This is a genomic window from Spirochaetota bacterium, assembly GCA_017999915.1.
In the GTDB taxonomy this organism is placed as follows: Bacteria; Spirochaetota; UBA4802; order UBA4802; family UBA5550; genus RBG-16-49-21.
This window is the reverse complement of record JAGNKX010000001.1, coordinates 947547-965322: the sequence shown is the minus strand read 5'-3', so window position 1 is coordinate 965322 and position 17776 is coordinate 947547. Positions and strand designations below refer to the sequence as shown.

Here is a 17776-nt window from a genome sequence, read left to right as displayed (position 1 = left end):
TGAATTCTCTCAGTTGTACCTTGATGAATACTCTGCATTGAAGGGATTGAGAGTGTATGGGTTTGAGAGAATTTTGGATTTGAGAGGAAAGAAGCGTGTGGGGAATGTGGAGGGTAATTGAGATCATATCTCCCCCTCACCTTCCCCACAATCTGAACATTATCCAAATAATGCCAAGCTATCATTTAATCAAAAATTCCCTCAAATCAACATCAATTACTATGCACAACTAACAAAGCAAATACTACAAAAAACCTATCCGAAATACTGCCCCAATTGCAATACCCCCATGACCAGAGAAATCCAAACCAGGGAGAATGCTATAAGATGTCCAAAATGCCATTTCCAAGGTTCCAGGACAGCATACACGCCATTGCATCATTTTAAACTGCCATTATGGACATTCGGCTATATCCTGACAGAAGCAATGCAGTTACATCCTCAAGTACTGAATACCGCATCCATCCAAAGAAAGCTCGGCATATCGTCAAGCTCGGCCATATTGCTCAAAAGGAGATTGCAGCTCTTTTTATCAGAATTCATCCCTGATATTAAAGCATTGATGGTTAAAGATATTGATAAAGAATTCGGAGATTCCTTCAGATTTCCAAAAGAACCGGAAATTGACCTCAGGAAAGACGTAGAGGCAAAGCCGGTCATCTTTGCCGATACAGTGGCATTATTTAGCGCCAGAGAGCGTTCTAATGGCTATAGGAAGCGTTATAAGCACCATGGGCAGACAGCCAGCATCTATTTGAGTGATTCAGTAGCTGACAAAAGAGGGAAATATCAAATAGGCACATTGGTTCATACTATTGGCATTAAGAAAGGTCCTGTCATATTCGATAGCGTTCCAGACCAAAAGCAACATACCATCAAGCCTTTATTCGACTTCCTGCCAGCCAATGCTCCAACATTCACGGATGAAGGCTATCCCTGGTTGAAAAGATACAATGACAATCATCGTTCCGTAAATCATTCAGCACGAGCAAAGGACAAGAAAAGGAATGTGTGGGCTCGTGATCGATGGTCAAAGAATGGCGTTCACAATCAAGTGGCTGAAGGCAATCAACGAATTATCAAACATGCATTCATAACCGGCTACAGTTACATCCGTCCTGAATTTTCTCAATTGTACCTTGATGAGTTCTCTGCATTGAAGGGACTAAGAGTGTATGGACTTGAGAAAATTCTGAAATCGAGAGGAAAGAAGCGTGTGGGGAATGTGGAGGGTAATTGAGATCATTGATGCCGTGGCGTGCCGTTAGAAATATGACCGGAAGCTCCACCAAAGAGAATCTTTTTCTCACCTCCCCGCACAGATCCAGTCCCGACATGCCGGGCATCATGAGATCCAGAATCAGCAGGTCAAAGCCTGTCCTGCTCAGCCTGTCAAGGGCATCGGCGCCGCCCGTCGCCGTCTCCACCGTGAATCCGGCTGATGAGAGATGGTTGCGCAGGACCTGCAGGTTGACGCTATCATCATCCACAACGAGGATACGGGCTATCCCCTCTAATCCTTTTGCTTCACTTGATCGGCCCGCACCCGCCCCTGTAGAGTGATTCCGCGGCGCGCTATCTCCATTCACCGCCGATAACGCCCTCCGCTCCCTCAGGCTGCCGGACCAGAGCGGCAGGGTGAAGGTGAACACCGACCCGCCCCCGGGAGCGGATTCCGATTGGATGGTGCCGCCATGGAGCTCAACGAGCTTCCTGGTAATGGAAAGCCCGATACCGAAGCCACCAGGGGTCCCGGAGCCTTCCTTAGCGGAAAAGATGCCTTTGCGCCGTTCATCCCGGATGCCGCTGCCCGTGTCAGTAACGGCTATTTCCAGCCATTCTTCCCTGCCGGCAGCCCGCGACGAAATGACCACGCTTCCCGAGGCTGTGAATTTAACGGCATTTCCCACGAGATTGTATAAAACCTGCTGTACCCTGTCTTCATCGGCATGGACCGGTGGGCATTCCGCCGGGATATCGTTTAGCAGAACCAGATTCTTCGCGCCCACGAGGGGGCGGATAAAGGCGAGCACCACGTCCGCCAGGGCCCGTATATCCACCGGCTTCAGGTTAAGCGCGATGTCACTGTTCTTCAGTCGGGCAAAATCGAGTATGTCGTTTACCAGGGCGGCCAGGCGCCTGCCGCTGGCGTTTATCAGGCCCAGGTTGAATTTCGATTCAAGGCTCACCATGCCGCACCGCCCCTCGATCATCGATTCAGCTATTCCGATAATGCCGTTCAGAGGCGTCCGGAGCTCATGGGATACCGAGGCAAGGAATTCATCCTTCATTACGTTCATCTCCACGAGTCTCCTGTTTTTCAATTCCAGCTCTCCGGTTAGGCGCTCAACGGCGGTGAGGGTCATGGAGAACCGCCTCGACAGAAGATACGCCTGCAGGATGATGAACATGAAAAGACCACACGGCACCAGGTAGCCGGTCTGAATAATCATGTTATTGTGTAAAAAGTCGTTGATGACAGTAATGAACAGGACGGTAAACCCGGCGATAAAAGGCGCTGCCCCTTCCCGTTTGCGGGCCGCCGCCCATACAAGAATATAAAGACCATAGAGGCCGACAGCGGCGGAGAGCACCTGATAGGGGCGCATGGTATGGGTATACATACGGGGCGGCAGGGCGATTACAGCACCGGAGAAAAGGATTCCCGCTGCCACGATGCCGGTCAGGACCTTCGGTGAAAACTCATCCGGCCAAAGCGTTCTGACAAACAGGAAAAAAACCGGCACGCCGGCATAAAAGGACAGGTATTCAGCCGATACTATGGCTTCCCAGGAGGCCGAGGGAAAAATTCGAACGGCAAAATATTCCCCCGTCACCAGGACCCTTGCCGCGATAAGCAGGCAGAAGAGGCCGAAGTATAGATACGGCTGGTCCTTCTTCCTCAGGCTGAACAGGACCAGGTGATAGGCGCCCATGAGAAGGATGGACCCAAAAAGAAAAAAGTCCCGTGCGAGATTCCGTTCCCTGATGTCCCGGAGCATGGCCGGGGGGCCCAGGAGGATCGGTTCCCATGCGCCGCCCTTTCTGTGATGATAATTCGAAACATGGAGGGTGACGGTCATCTGATCCCCTTCCGGATCCGCCTCGATCACATCGGGCCAGTACCCGGGAGAGGACTTTTCCGCCGATGCGGCCACCACGCCTCCTGTGCCGGCCAACGCCCCGTTCACGAAAAGTGAATAGGCCGTGCCCATATCCTGAACTTTAAGGGCCAGTGTGCGCCCTCCGGAGCCTTTTGGCAGCAGCACCCGTAACCGGTATGTCCCGAAACCATCGCCTGAAATGGCCCGGCCGGATTCGATCCGGCCATTCCAGATTCCCGGCACATCAATGAATTCAGCCTTCATATCCCGGGTCGTCCCTCCATCATCCCTTACCAGTTGTTTCCAGTAAAACGCCCATTGCCCGGACAGATCCGCAGGCCCGTCCCTGGTGAAATCCCAGGTTCTGAGGTCCACCGTCCCTTTCTCGGCCTGGCGATGCTTCCTGCCGGAATAACCCTTCGAGCATGATGTCGTCACCTGAACAACGATGAGCAGGGCCAGCATCCGCATCGTTATATCGATCAACCCTTGTTTATCCATTGTTGAACCGCCGCGTCCATGGCATCTCTCCATGGGGTTATACTGGGTAGTAGCGCGTTATGGCTTCTTCATGACAAAATTTTTCCGGATAAACGATAAAATCTTTCTGCTTTGAGGAAAAAAAAGGGCCGCTGCCGATAAATACTTGAAATAATAATCAACATTTGAAATATTTCACCCTATTGAACGACAGCCCGGGAGCTATACGGAGACGCCTTGGTTTATCTTGAGATCATCTTTGCGTGGGTAGCGACAGCACTTTCACTGGTTTTATGCACCTATAATATTTTCAAAAAAGTCCGTTCAGCCGCAAACATCATGCTGTCCGTGGCCTGCCTGGCATCGACCTTCCTTTTCGGTCTGATCGGAGTCAATCTCATCGATGGCACCCTCATACCGGCCCCTATGGTTCAGAGGTTTGTCCTATCGCTGCTCCTCGTTGTGGCGATCCTGATCATGGGTTTCTTTTTCCTTTTTCCCTATAAAAAGAAAAATCGCCCGACCATGGCTCTGGCGGCCGGCCTTCCGGGTTTCGCACTGTGTATTATTACCATTGTTACCGACCTGGTCGTGCCATGGTCCGCTGACGACTGGGGAGCGAACATCCTCACGGAGGGCACCGCTCTCCACCTGGGGGCAATCACCTGTTATATCCTCGCAACGATCATCATCGTTATCATAAAGGCGAGCAGACTTGAAAACAGGGCCCATAAAAACGACCTGGTCTACCTTGTCATCAGCCTCTCTTTTTTCTATTCATCTTTTCTCGCGGTATCGCTCTACCTGCCCTATTTGGCGGGAATAAACCGGTTCGGCATTCTGTCGATCCCCATCGCCTTATCTTCCATTCTTTTCATTCTGAATTACGCCGCGATGGACATCGTGAAAAAGGACATGAAGGTCTTTTTTTCCACGGCTCTCTACAGGACGCTGATCATCGCCATCCTGACGATCCCCACGATGCTTGTCATTAAATACAACACGGGAGAATATCTCAAGGAGCCGGTGCCTCCCCTCGGGATAGCGGTGTTTATCTTCGCCTACCTTTTCCTCGTTTTCAAATACCTGCGGCCGCGGATTGAAAAGCTGCCACACCGTGGATATCAGTCCACGGTGGCGCTCATTGACCAACTCTTCGCAAAGGGGCTCTCGCCGGAGTCCCATGAAGGGAAACGATGGGAAGAGATCCTCACGGCCCTGGTCGACGACATCGTGGAAAAATTCAATATCAGTCACGGCCACTTTTATCTCATCAACAGGCAGGAGAAGAAGATATCGGTCATCCACGATTCGGTGACCGCGATTCCTGACAAGGAGATCAGCCTGTCGAGCCCACTGACCGAAATGATCGGTCAATTTCCCGCCATTCTCTATAAGCCCGCGCTGTACTCCGATTCCCGGTTCGAATCCTATCGCGAAGCGGTCCTCCGGTACATGGAGCACAATCACGTGGAAATTATCATTCCCTTTTTGGACCCGGAAGACCGGATAATCGGGATGCTCGCTCTGGGCCCCCTGCACAACAACAGGATCTACTCGAAAAGCCTCATTACGGTACTTGAGATCTTCCGCATCCAGTTCCAGCAGAACCTGGCAAACTCCCTCATGCTCGAGGAGGTGCGCGCCACGCAGGTCATCGATCATGACCAGATGGTCGTGAATAGCGTGAAAAAGAAAATCATTCCGCAGGCAATGCATCAAGGGGCCAGGTTCCGCGTGAGCTCCCTGTATATCAACAACTCCACCTACGGCGGCGATTATTTTGACTCGGTGGCGCCGGGAGAGGATCGGCTCATCCTGTTCATGTCAGACTCATCCTATTCGGGCGTCGACTCGGCCGTCTTATCCCTTGAGATGTACACGGTCCTGCACACACCTTCAAAATCCTTCGACGCCCCGGACAAGATCCTCGCCGCCATGAACTGGGTGCTTTCAACGTCCCGTTTCTCGAACAAGCACGCTTCCGCCTATTGCGCAATTCTCTACTCGTCCGGCGACGTGTCCTATGCCAACGCGGCCTTCAATCCGTTGATCGTATACAGCCCGGCCAATGACACCTTCACCGCCTGCGATACCGGCGGCGTACCGGTCGGCGCCGACAGGACATCGAAGTTCAATTCGAAAATGATCCGCCTGGCGCCGGGCTCCATCGGCATCCTCTATTCCGACGGACTTACCGCGGCCATCAACGACCGCGGCGATGTCTATGGCTTCAGCCGGGTCAAGGAATTGATCAGGAACGGCAAGGGCGCATCTCCTTCCGACCTGACGCGGCTCATTTTTGAAGACTACAACAAGTTCATTAACCAGAGAAACCAGATCAACGATGTGAGCGTAATAATCTTCAAATATCAATGAGGGCAGGCTATGAAGGCTTCCTCCAGCGCGTTCACTGCGTCCATTGCGAAATACCGCAACATCCTCATCATCATCAAGGGATCCCCGGACCCGGACGCCATTGCGTCCTCCTTCGCGATCAGCGCCGTGTGCCGCTCGTTGAATGTTTCCACTGCGATCATCGCCACAAAAAAACTGTCGCTGCCTCAAAACAGCGCCATGGTCGATATCCTCGGCATACCCCTCGGCATATCGCCCCGCCTCCCGGACCACCGCCAGTATGACGCCTATATCGTCACCGATCACCCATCCCCCGACGCCGGGGAGTTTGCGGGAGACCTTCCCTGCGCCGTGTATATCGACCACCACGAGCCCACGGGGGAGAAACCAAAGGCGGATTTCATCCTGAGAGACGAGGACGCCGGTTCCACGAGCACCCTCGTGGCGCTGCTGATCAAGAACCTTGACGCGCCGCTGGAACCGGCGACCATGGTATCGGTCGCGACCGCCCTGCTCTACGGCATCTATACCGATACCGACAAATACTCCCGGGCCGGGAAACTGGACTACGAGGCCCTTGATTATCTCTCGCATTTTTCAGATCACGAAGTTTTCAACAGGATCAGCAGCATCCCCCTTTCACGGGAGACCCTGGGACTCATCAAAACAGCCATTGAAAACAAGACTGTCTATAAAGACTGGCTCATCGCCGGCGTGGGATTTGTCGATGCCGGCCACAGGGACAGCATCGCCATCATAGCGGATTTTCTCCTCCGGCGGGAAGAATATCCGACAGTCATAGTCTTCGCAGCCATTGAGGACCCGGCGATGGGCCGTCTCTATATTGACGCCTCGTTCCGCTCTTCCAGCGAGTCCCTGGACCTGGGTCCCATCATCAAGCAGATATCCCCGGAAGGGGGGGCCCGGAGATTCAAGGGAGCCTACCAGATACAGATAGACTATTTCCGCCACTGTCCGGACCGCGCCCTCCTCTGGGAAGTGATCAGGCTGGCCACGGTGGAAATGCTGAAGAAAAGCAGGGAAGAGTTGTATCTCACCGAGTTAAAGGGGTTTTACCAGAAATTCAAAAAAAGGATCCGGGACTATTTCCAATAAGCCGCGCCTTATCCACGATGTGCGCCGTCGCCCGGCGCGCCGGCCAGGCGCCTAGAAAAGGATCGTCAGGGTGGCCCCGACCTCATAGGAAAACACCTCACGCTTCAGGTCGCTCGCCTTCAGATTATAGTAGTTGAGATTCTTCCTGTTCCGGTATTGCTCCACTGCAACCCGCGTGTTCAACCCGCCCTGGATATTCTTGTGAAGGTCCAGGATCAACTTGGTCGTGATGACATGGGAATCAAGGGGCTGCGGCGATGTGGTGAGAAGATAGTCATACCGGTTTATGTTCATGGCATACTCGAGGTTAAAGATGGGCATGGCCGCCAGCCGGTAGAAGAGCGAGAAAAACTTAAAGATCCACTTGACATCGGTTTCAAATAGGGCGGTGAACGTGTAGGCCGTATCCTTGTCCTTGAAAAAAACATTGAACGGCATATTCTGGAAGTATAGGTAGTCCTTTAACGAGAGCTTCAGGGGGCTCCAGGGTATGAACGACCTGCTGTTCTTATTCTTGAGGCAGATGCCCAGCTGCAGGGTCAGGCTTGCCCTGTCGCGCTTGAAGCTCATGCCCGCGTTCGGGGAATGGACCGTTTCCTCGATGTTCTGGGTTATAAGCATGTTGATGTCGAATTTATACCCTACCGTCAGGAACGCCGCATGATAGGGGATTCCCTCGCGGTTCGGCCTGAAAAACCAGAAGCGCAACAGTTTCATCAGGTCGAAATTCACGTTAATTTCAAAATTGGCGTTCACCGTCTGGCCTGGCACACCCAGCACGTCCTGGCGCTCGCACAGCTGTTGCAGCCCCGAGTTCGACGTTATGTTCACCTTGTCCAGGTCAACGGACCAGGCGACAGAAAAATTCTCCTGGAGCCGAAGGTTGTTGTTGTAGTCTGAAACGTTCGTTCCGTTTTTATATATGATGGGCCTGTTCAGGGTTTTACAAAGGTAGTCGCGCCCCCTTGCATAGTTGTTTCTTCCCAGGAAGAAGCAAAACGGATAATACTGAAAGACATTGAAAGCCGCGTTTGACAGCCTGCTGACCGTGCGGGTTATGCCGTACCTCTCGTCCAGCGGATCCTTCCGCTCACCCTCATAGGGAACATTGGCCTCGGTCAGAAACAGCGAACGGTTGTAGTTGATCGAGAAGGTCCTCAGGGACTTAAGCGCCTTGATCTTGTAAAAATACACCGGAATATCGATGGTTGTGGCAACCAGGGTCTGGGCGTCCTTGGCCCTTTTATACCCGTACTGCGAGGCGCTTTCCAGGTTGAAGTCGCGGAACTTGTTTTCAAAATATTGTATGTCGATCTTGTATCCCGGCGCTATGTAGCTGAAATCGCTCAGCCCCGCGGACAGGCTCAGGTTCTTGCTCCGCTCCACGTACCGGCAGTTACTGTTGTATACGAAGGGGAAATGATAGTCCCCCCTGAAGTTGTACAGCAGATCGGTTCGGTTGAACTGGGATTTTCCGATCCACGCGACGATCTCTTCGGAGCCGACCTGGATCGCCGGGCGGACATAGAATACGCGATGGGTGTAATCCAGATTGTATTTGATATCGCTGCGCTGCCGCTTTTCAATTTCGAGGATCGACGCCATGGTGTTGAGGTCTATCATGCTCATTTCATAGGAACTCCTCTTCGTCTGATCCTTTTTGAAGAGCATTGTCATGAGAACCTCGCTGGTCCACCGGCCCCATAGGAACTTTTCGATGGTCTGGCGGCAGTGGATGACCGGGGAATGGTTCAGCTGCGTTTTGAGCCGCTTGACGCTGTAACTGGAAATGCGTTCATCCGCCTTGTTGTTATAATCATCATACTTGTACATTAATTTGATGCTGGGAACCCAGTTTTTCTCCGATTGATAATCCGTGATGAACACAACGCTGTTTTTATTGGTCTTTCCCCGCTGCGACACGTCGACTTCCTCGTTGAGGCCGTCGGTTTCCGAATCCTCACGGATATAATCGACCCTGGTGTTCCAGTTCGGGATGATATTGAAAGAGGAAAAGACCTGCTTGTATTCCTCGGCCATATCCAGGTCTTTTTTACCGATGGTGCTGAATTTTGAGCCATGCCCTTTCTGCACGTACTTGACGCTAAAATCGGACATGATCGGCACGCCCCCTTTGGTCACATGGAACGGCTTGTTGACCTTTAACTCCCCTTCATACCAGTGCGCCGTGTCCTCGAGGATTTCGGGCTCGGACAGGTAGATCTCATCGACCCAGAGAGACCCGATGCTCGGCGGCGCGGAGGAGTAGATTATGATTTTCATCATCGTTATCCGTTTCAGGTCCGGGCGGCCGGACATGGAAACCGGGATCAGGTAGCTCTCCGACTTGTTCTTCAGGCGCATTTTCATCTCCTGCCAGACCCGGGGAAAGGTCATGTTCATCTGGTATTCCAAATAGTCAGTGTCCGAAGAGCCGACGATGATCCCCACCCGGTCGCCCGGCGAGAAGGCGCGGAAATTCATCCATGCCGACAGGGAACGGTAATTCCGGAAATCGACCGCTTTTGCAAAGCGCCGCGTCACCGAAACCTGCCGGGACCCTGCGGGAATCGCGTATTCCAGTTTCAGCGAGGTTTCCTTTTCCTTTAAAAGGTCCTGATCGCTCTTCACGCCGTACATGGCCTTGTACACGCTCTTCATGACAAGCGAAAAGGCCTCCCAGCGGTATTCGTCGTCGTCGAAGCAGTTTATCGCGGACACCTTCATCTGGTCGGGCGACGCCAGCGCCGTGCCGAGGCGCGCCTCGCGCCACTTGGATGAGACGAATTTGACCGAGTCGATGAAAAGGCGGCCCCTGTCTCCCGGGGTCTTGCGGACATAAAGACGCACCGATTCGACTTCCCTCAGCAAATTTATCTCGGACTGGGTCATGGCCGATGGGTCGACATAGAGACGTGCGACCTGCCAGGTGTCGATCCCGGACACCAGCGGGACCGAATGGCCCTGGAACGAATACACGTTGTCGAGGGTATCAAGGGTCCCGTTCTGGTTCAGGTCTTCGCTGGTCAGGACCCCGTCCCCGATGGTGAGCCTGTTATAGGCCGCGCCGCCGCCGATCCTGGTCTCAGGATGGCCGGCCTCCTGAAAGAGGTAGCCGATGTCTTCGGTGAAACCGGTTACAGGATCGGAATCCAGGATACCGTTCAGGTTCAGGTCCTCGGTTTGAAGGCCTCCATCCCCCCCGGAGTCCTCATTGACTTTCCCTATATCGAGATAGAGATCGACCGAGGTCGTTCCCTCATAGCGGTACGATATCTCCGCGTATTGCATGCTCGACAGGTCCACCGCGCTTTTTGAAAAATCCCGTGTCACGATCGATACGTAGTCGCCGCTCCCGGCGAGGTGATTATCCTCGAAATCGAGGACCAGCGACCGCTGCGATGTCAGGCTGAGGATGGTGCTCAGCACATGGCCCGTGGCGACATTATAGGGCCCCGCCTTGACGGAATAGGCGACCTTCGGCGCAAGCGCCGAGTATTCGACTCCCTTCAGGATCGTCGGATTGGCCGCGTCCCGGTAATAATAGTAATTCAAAATCCCCCTGACCGCCCCGGGCAACGCAGAGGGCGGCGACGAATAGATCCAGTCCCGCTCGTCCAAAGACAGCACGACCGCCTCCTCCGACGATTCCATGTTGTCGATCATGGCTTTCCCGAAGGTGTTCATGTTTTTATAGCTCTTGGCGTATTCCGCGTAGCCGTTAATCTCGATGGGAAGCTCCTTTCTCCTGTTGCGGGTGAAAATATTGGCGAACTGCGCAAGGCGGCGGCCGTCCAGATGCAGCGTCGCGTCCCCTTCGACAAACACCGTCTGTGTCGGCTCGGTCCCCACCGCTGGCACCTTTTCATCGCTCCCGGTGCGGGAGTAGAGCATGCTCCCGCCGACCTTCAGGTCCCTGCTGAACTCATACTCACCCCTGAAGCCGCCCACAAATTCCTGCCCCTGCGTCCCGATCGGGAGGTACTCATACCGTATCTCGATGACCGTTTCAGGGCCGATGAGGGGATTGGTGGCACTGTTGAAGGTGATATAGCCGGCCGTATAATCCACGGTGTAGAGGGTCTCGGAAATCGTTCGCCGATCGACCTTCACGACCACGCTGTTCGGAATGACGTTAAGGTGGTTAAGCTGGAAGCTCCGGGCGTCCCTGTAGTAGTCGATCTTTATCCGATAGCGGGAAAAATCATATACGTTCGTCGGCTGGTGCTCCGCGTAGATCCGTGCCGCGGTCCCATTGGCCCCGAGCAGCTGCCTGTACGGCTCGCGGTACACGAACTGGATCACTCCGTTGGTGTAGTCGACGGAATAGGTGCCGAGGCTCGCGATATCGTTCTGGCTCATGACGCCGTTTTCCATGAAGAAGCTGAGGCTGAAATTATTGGGCAGTATGTACTTGTCGCCGATGACATAGAACGATCGGACCTCGTACACGTCCGGTGCCGGATGATTCGGCGGCGATACCGGGTCATTGCTCAGGGAATAACCGTATTTCAAGAATACAAAGATCCTGCCCGAGAAGTTCCCCCCCGGATGCCGGGGGTCTCCGGGCTGAAGGGCCGACGGGTCGGTGGACGACCCCATGAGGTTATACACGGCGAAGATCCGCGCCTTGTCCTGCACGGGCCTGATAAACTGCAGGAGACCGGTCGAAAAGTTGATCTTGTAATCGACCCCCGCCTGCATCTTGCGGTAGAGGCCGCCGTAGGCGGGGAGCTCGACGATATTCTGCTTGTTGTAAGGATCCTGGTCGTCCATGTATATCTCGAATCCGTAGGGATTGATGTTCACCGGCTTCAGGGTGTAATTGGACGGATGGGGAGGGTCGATGTTATTATCGTACCGGATGTACGGCTCGATCTGGTAGTAGACACCCTTCACATACTGGTACTCCGATAGCTTGATGTTGCCGGGCATCGAATTGCCCCTGTACGTCTCGACTTCCGTGTTTCCCCGTGTGACGCTGCCGAAGGCCTTGAACGTGAACCTGTTCTTCTGCAGCTTCAGGTCAACTCCGAGGCCCTTGGCGGTGTTGTTGTCATAGACCGCGTATCTGGACCCCTTGAAATTGATGTCGATCTCCCCCGCGTTCAGCTCACGAATCAGCTCATCGTCGCGCACGGCGCGGTACTTCAGCATGTAGCGGTTGTCCTTCTTCCTGCTGTCATGATCGATGTAAATGCTCATGCGGTCGCCGATGGTCCCTTCAACGTGGATCTGCAGGTCCTGCTTGGCGCTGAAGCCGTCCTGGACCAGCTCCGACTTCGGCTTGTCCCCGGAGTATTCCTGGTAGCGCTTGCGGGTGAATATCGACTGGCCGTATTTCAGGTCCAGGTTCAGGAATCCGTAGGTCTCGATCCTCACGTCATCGCCGCGGTAGAGCGACGTCATTTTTTCCTTTTCAGCGATATTCCTGTAACGGGGGTCGACGACGTAATCCTCCCAGTCTCCGGAGCGGCAGGAAAACAGGTCGAACCGCTCATCGAGGACCGTCGGATCGGAGGGTTCGTCGATGGCAACGGTTACTTCATCGACAAGGGCGTTATCATCGATATAATCGAGGAGCTTCTCCCTGAAGCCCTGTCCCCTGGAATTGGCAATGACGGCGGCCGTGAGCGCGCCGGCTATCGCCGCGAGCCAAATATAGTGGGACAGCTGTTTCAGCATACAGTACTGGAGGAGCCATTGTTTTGATTACCATATCCGCGTCATGGAGGGATACGGCCGTGCGCGTTAAGACTCTTGTAATCATTTAGTAGCGTGATTAATCTGTTTTTGACAAAAAATTTTACCGGGGCGGCATATTTGCGCGGTAGCCTTGCAACGGGGGCGATGACGGGATAACCACTCCTGAACGGCGGAAATAGCTGTCACACCGTTCATCTAGGGCCTTCGGATCGGAGGGTTTGTTGATTACTTCATCTGCGAGAGGATGGAGAAGGCGTTGTTTTGATTACCATATCCTGCTCATGTAGGGATATGGATTGATAGGTATATTGCCCAGCCTGATTTCATAATGGCAGTGATTGCCGGTGGCGTTCCCCGTCTGCCCCACGTAGCCGATGACTTCGCCCTTCTTGACGTTCTGGTCTCCGTTCACGGCGACCCGCTGGCAGTGGGCATAGACCGATTCGAATCCATACTTATGCTGGACGCGGATCATCCAGCCGTATCCGCCGCTCCACCCCGCCGATGTAACTTTACCCGGGGCCGTGGCGCGTATTTCGGTGCCCGGCGGCGCGGCGATATCAATGCCTGAATGGAAGTCCCGTCCGTGGCCGAAGGGCGACCGGCGCCAGCCGAAGAGAGAAGTGATATGGCCGGGATTCGGCACGAGCGATGGAGTATCACGAACGACCTTGCTCCGGACGTCGACGAAATTCTTAACGGTCTTTATCGTATTGGTGGTGCAGAGAATATCCCGCTGGAGCTCCTTGATGGTGAATATCTCCTCCGGGAGGATATGCTGCATCTTCCGCAGTTCTTCGTAATCCTTTTTGTCCATCTGGTCCATATCCCATATGGTTCCGATCTCCTCGGGCCCGGCTGTAAGCTCGTAAAGCTCCTCGACATCCGGCTTAATCTCCTCCACCAGTTCAGAGACGCTGTTCGTCAGCTTTTCAAACCGCAGCAGGTGGGAGCGGATGTCCTCGTAGGTCATGAGGAGGCGCTGCTCCTCACGCTTCACCGCCGCGTGCCTGATCACGGCATAGGACGAGGTCACCAGGACGACCAGGAAGAGGAGGAAAAAAAACGATATGGTGAACTTCGAAATCTGGAAATTGAATATCTTCCGCTCGTTGTGGGGGATGAACATGACGGTCATTTTCTCATGACCCTTCTCAACGAAGCTGTCCCAGAATTTCAAGAACTTCTTTCGCAAGAGGTAGTACTTCTCAAAAAACTTGAGGCGGAACTTCCCGTGGTATTGTTTGATTTTTACCTTCATGGCTGTTGCGCGCTTTCTATATTCGTTAGTAGCATATTTTATTATATTTACAACAATTTTTTATCATGGAGGAACGCCCGGGTGTCACTCCATGGTCCGGCTCATCAGGATCCGCTGAAGTTGGGCTTCCGCTTCTGGCTGAAGGCGGTAACCGCCTCGAACAGGTCATTGTTCGGGATTATGGCGGCGCTCAGTATCGCATTGAATACCAGGTTCTCCTTCACCTGGGCCGACGCAAGCTGGTTCAGCACGATCTTCGTTCCCTTCACCGCGACGGGGGAATTGTCCGCAATCTCCTTCGCGAGCCGCTCCGCGGCCTTCATGAGCTCATCCTGGTTCGCGTATACTTCATTGACCAGGTGTATTTCCTTCGCGCGCCCGGCCTGGATATTCCTGGCGGTAAAGGCCATTTCGCGGGTGATGCCCTGCCCGCAGATATTGGAGAGGCGCTGGAGGACCCCCATGTCAGCCGCGATGCCCACCGCCGCTTCGCGCAGGGAAAATTCCGCGTCCTCGGTACAGAGCCGTATATCGCAGGCCGTGATGAGGTCCAACCCGGCGCCAATGCACTTGCCATGGACGGCGGCTATGACCGGTTTACGGCATGTTTCGATACAGGACAATCCCTCCTGCATGAGGAGTATTTTCTTATAGAGATTCTGCTTGGTGCCGCCTTTCTGCTCCTTGTCGACAAGCTCGGGCAGCTCGGGGATCATTCCCATGAGGTCAATGCCGGCGCTGAAGATGGTGCCTTTGCCGGCGACGATTATGGCCCGGATCTGGTCATCATCATCGAGATCCTTCATGATCGGGATGAGCTCGGTCCAGGCCGGGGCGTTCATGGCGTTCTTTTTTTCGGGCCTGTTCAAATAAACCCATGCCAACGGGGGCTTTTTCTCAACCGAATAAAACTTGTAATCCATATGCGTTACTCCTGTTAAGCCGTTGATGCGGCAAATACCGGCTCAGCCCGGAAAAAAGCTCATTACTTTTATCATCGGTACTGATCGAGTTGAACCTAAAAAGAACAAGAAATTATGCAATAAAAAAATGGTAAGATGGGGAAATTTGTCAATTTATCCACAAAGTTATCCACATTATCCACATTTCCCCATCAAAAACAGACTGTGGACATAAAAAAGACCCGGGCATCGTACCAAGATATCACATCATACTCAGAAATAATAAATACGACATAAAAAATCTGCTGGAAATATCAAGGGTTAGAGATTAAAAAAAACATGGAATGAAGTTTGAGATTCATTGTTCACGGTGATATCGATAATACAGAATTATAGAATATACCAAATATACTGCTTATGACATTGTGGATAACTTTTGATCGCTCCATGTCTCATGATTGCCCACTGTGTCAATACTTGACCGGAGCGTCTATTCGCGTGATGAGCCATTGGTGGCTCGATTTAAATCAGAATTTAATCGAATAAACAAATTGTAATTGATAAAAAATCTGGCATATGTCACCTCAGGAGGAGTACCGGAGCAACTTAAGAGGAATATCGTGAAAATCGGAATATCTTCAGACCATGGCGGCTTCAGATTGAAAGAATCGATCAAAAAGCATTTCAGCGCCATAGAATTCGACGATGCCGGGACCCATTCCGAAGACTCATGCGATTATCCCGACTACGCCGCTGCCCTGTGCCGGAAGATACAGGGCGGTGAATTGGAATACGGCATCATCATCTGCGGCACCGGCATCGGCGTTTCCATGGCGGCTAACAAGATGAAGGGTATCCGGGCCGCTCTCTGCTGCAACGAGTTCATGGCGGAGATGGCGAAGCGCCACAACAATGCCAACGTGCTCTGCCTGGGCGCGCGGGTTCTCGGCGACGAGCTGGCCTTCAGGATCGTGGACCGGTGGCTCAACACTGCCTTTGACGGCGGGCGCCATCAGCTGCGGGTTGAAAAAATCAACGGCCTCGAAGAGGCCTGATTGCATAGACAATAACAGTGTGCCACCGAGAAAAATCCAGGGAACGAGACATGTCTGTACGAAGAATGCGCTTGCTGCTGCTGCTCCCTCTGTGCGGGATACTTCTTTCGCCGCGTCCTGACTCGAGCGGAACCATCGTGTTTCCCTCGATCCCCCGGGAGTGCCTGCACAACGTTAAGCCGATACCCCTTCCCGGCGGCGGCACGGCCTACGGCATAAAAGACCTGACCTATCGCAGATCGAGCGATCCCCTGATTACCGATATCGTTCTCTCCTTCAACACGCCCTCCCGGCGCCTTGTCCGGGACGATACCCGCCACTACCGGGTCATCGCAAGCGATTATAATTTCTCGACCGGCAACGGAGCACTGGGCAAAGGGTGCGCCCAGTTCTTCAAGAAAGAGCACGGCGTCACCATAGAAACCGTCAAGGGGGCATGGCTCGGCACCTGCGATGACCTCGGCTCCTTCACCATAGAATTCAGGTTCATGCCCTATGAACTGCGAGACGGCAGCGTACTCTTTTCCCGGGTCGGATACATATCGGGGACCAAGCGGGGCATCGATGTCACCATCTCGCACGGCTCCCTCGTTGCCGGCCTCTACGGTATCTTCGACAAGCCGGATCGGACAAGCTACGACGTGGTCCTGCGCCGCGGCAGGGCGCTTTCGAAAATGAGATGGCATCACTTCAGCCTGAGCTTCGACCGCCTCAGCGGGAAGCTGACGAAATACCTTGACGGCGAGGAGGACGAGGTCGTCTACGTAACCGAGAGCGGCGAGGCCTACAACGGCGTGTACGCGCCCTCCTTCGGATACCGCAATGCCGATGGCACCCTGCACTGCGTCGACGCGCCACCGGCCTATATCGGGAGGAGCTACGCGGGCCTGATCGATGAATTCAGGATATCATACCGCCATTTCGAGGACCTTGAAAAGACCACCGAGCTGGCCTACCGGAACTACCGCTCCGTCGGAAGGATCGGCCGTATTCCCTATAACGTGGAAGGCGTCATTACGAGCCCGGTGTACCGATTTGCCGGAACCGGGACCAAGGTACAGGAGTTCCGCTGGAAGGACGATGCCGGGGCGGATACCTTCGTCTGGATGGAATTCAGAATCGCCGACCGCAGTTTCAGGGCGGGCGATATCGACCTCAAATGGTACCGCGTGGCCAACAACCAGAAAAAAATATTCCTGACAAAGCAGGGCGAGGGGGACTTTCTCCGGGGAATGTACTACCAATGGAGGGCCCATCTCGTCGCGTCGCCCGACGGCAAGCGGGCGCCGCGTCTCTCCCATGTGGAGCTCGACTACCGCCTCGATCTACCTCCCAATCCGCCCCTCATGGTCGAGAACGTTTCCTCGGGTGACCGAAGGGTTGTCCTCAGGTGGAAAAAGAACGTCGACCATGACTTCATGGGATACAAGATTTACTACGGGATCACGCCGGGCCGTTATGACGGCGTCATCACGACCGCGGGCGGCGCCAGGCTGACCAACGCCATGGGCGCGGGAAATTTCGTCCAGGTAACGATAACCAATGATGTCATCGATGAAAACAGGAGCCATGACCGCTTCAACAAGCTGCAGTACCCACTGCTGCAGAACACGGTCCTCTACTATTTTTCGGTGAGCGCCTATGACTCCTACAAGCCTGACACGATCTACAACCACGAGTCGGAGCCGTCAAAGCCGGTTACGGCGCGACCCTACCAGGGCTCGGAGATCAGATAACCGGCCCCCCGGAAAAATCCATTGACTAATGCGGCGCCTGATACTTAATTGCCCCAAA

The 17776-nt window shown here is 53.7% G+C and carries 8 protein-coding genes; 4 read left to right on the top strand and 4 right to left on the bottom strand.

Features of this window, described 5'->3' with window-relative positions:
- Positions 1-1091: 1091 nt before the first annotated feature.
- Positions 1092-3605 (bottom strand): response regulator, encoded by a 2514-nt coding sequence (locus KA369_04045; protein MBP7735123.1) that lies wholly within the window; start codon positions 3603-3605, stop codon positions 1092-1094.
- 216 nt (positions 3606-3821) lie between these two features.
- On the opposite strand from KA369_04045, the gene KA369_04040 reads away from it, so the two are divergent.
- Both KA369_04040 and KA369_04035 read left to right on the top strand, forming a co-directional pair.
- Complete coding sequence (locus tag KA369_04040; GenBank protein ID MBP7735122.1) at positions 3822-5963, top strand: serine/threonine-protein phosphatase; 2142 nt, start codon at positions 3822-3824, stop codon at positions 5961-5963.
- A 9-nt stretch (positions 5964-5972) separates the two neighbouring features.
- Positions 5973-7058, top strand: coding sequence for a DHH family phosphoesterase (locus KA369_04035; GenBank protein ID MBP7735121.1), 1086 nt, complete (start codon positions 5973-5975; stop codon positions 7056-7058).
- Positions 7059-7109: 51 nt separating this feature from the next.
- On the opposite strand, the gene KA369_04030 is transcribed toward KA369_04035, so the two are convergent.
- From KA369_04030 to KA369_04020, 3 genes are all read right to left on the bottom strand, one after another.
- Entirely contained in the window at positions 7110-12743 is a 5634-nt protein-coding gene (locus KA369_04030) for a hypothetical protein (protein MBP7735120.1), read from the bottom strand.
- A 286-nt stretch (positions 12744-13029) separates the two neighbouring features.
- Positions 13030-14025 carry a M23 family metallopeptidase gene (locus KA369_04025; GenBank protein ID MBP7735119.1) on the bottom strand — a complete coding sequence of 332 codons (996 nt, stop codon included), beginning with the start codon at positions 14023-14025 and terminating at the stop codon, positions 13030-13032.
- Positions 14026-14129: 104 nt separating this feature from the next.
- Positions 14130-14948 (bottom strand): crotonase/enoyl-CoA hydratase family protein, encoded by an 819-nt coding sequence (locus KA369_04020; GenBank protein MBP7735118.1) that lies wholly within the window; start codon positions 14946-14948, stop codon positions 14130-14132.
- 599 nt (positions 14949-15547) lie between these two features.
- On the opposite strand from KA369_04020, the gene rpiB reads away from it, so the two are divergent.
- Entirely contained in the window at positions 15548-15982 is a 435-nt protein-coding gene (rpiB, locus tag KA369_04015; protein ID MBP7735117.1) for a ribose 5-phosphate isomerase B, read from the top strand.
- Positions 15983-16032: 50 nt separating this feature from the next.
- Positions 16033-17718: a hypothetical protein gene (locus KA369_04010; GenBank protein MBP7735116.1), complete on the top strand. Its 1686-nt coding sequence runs from the start codon at positions 16033-16035 to the stop codon at positions 17716-17718.
- Positions 17719-17776: the final 58 nt, after the last annotated feature.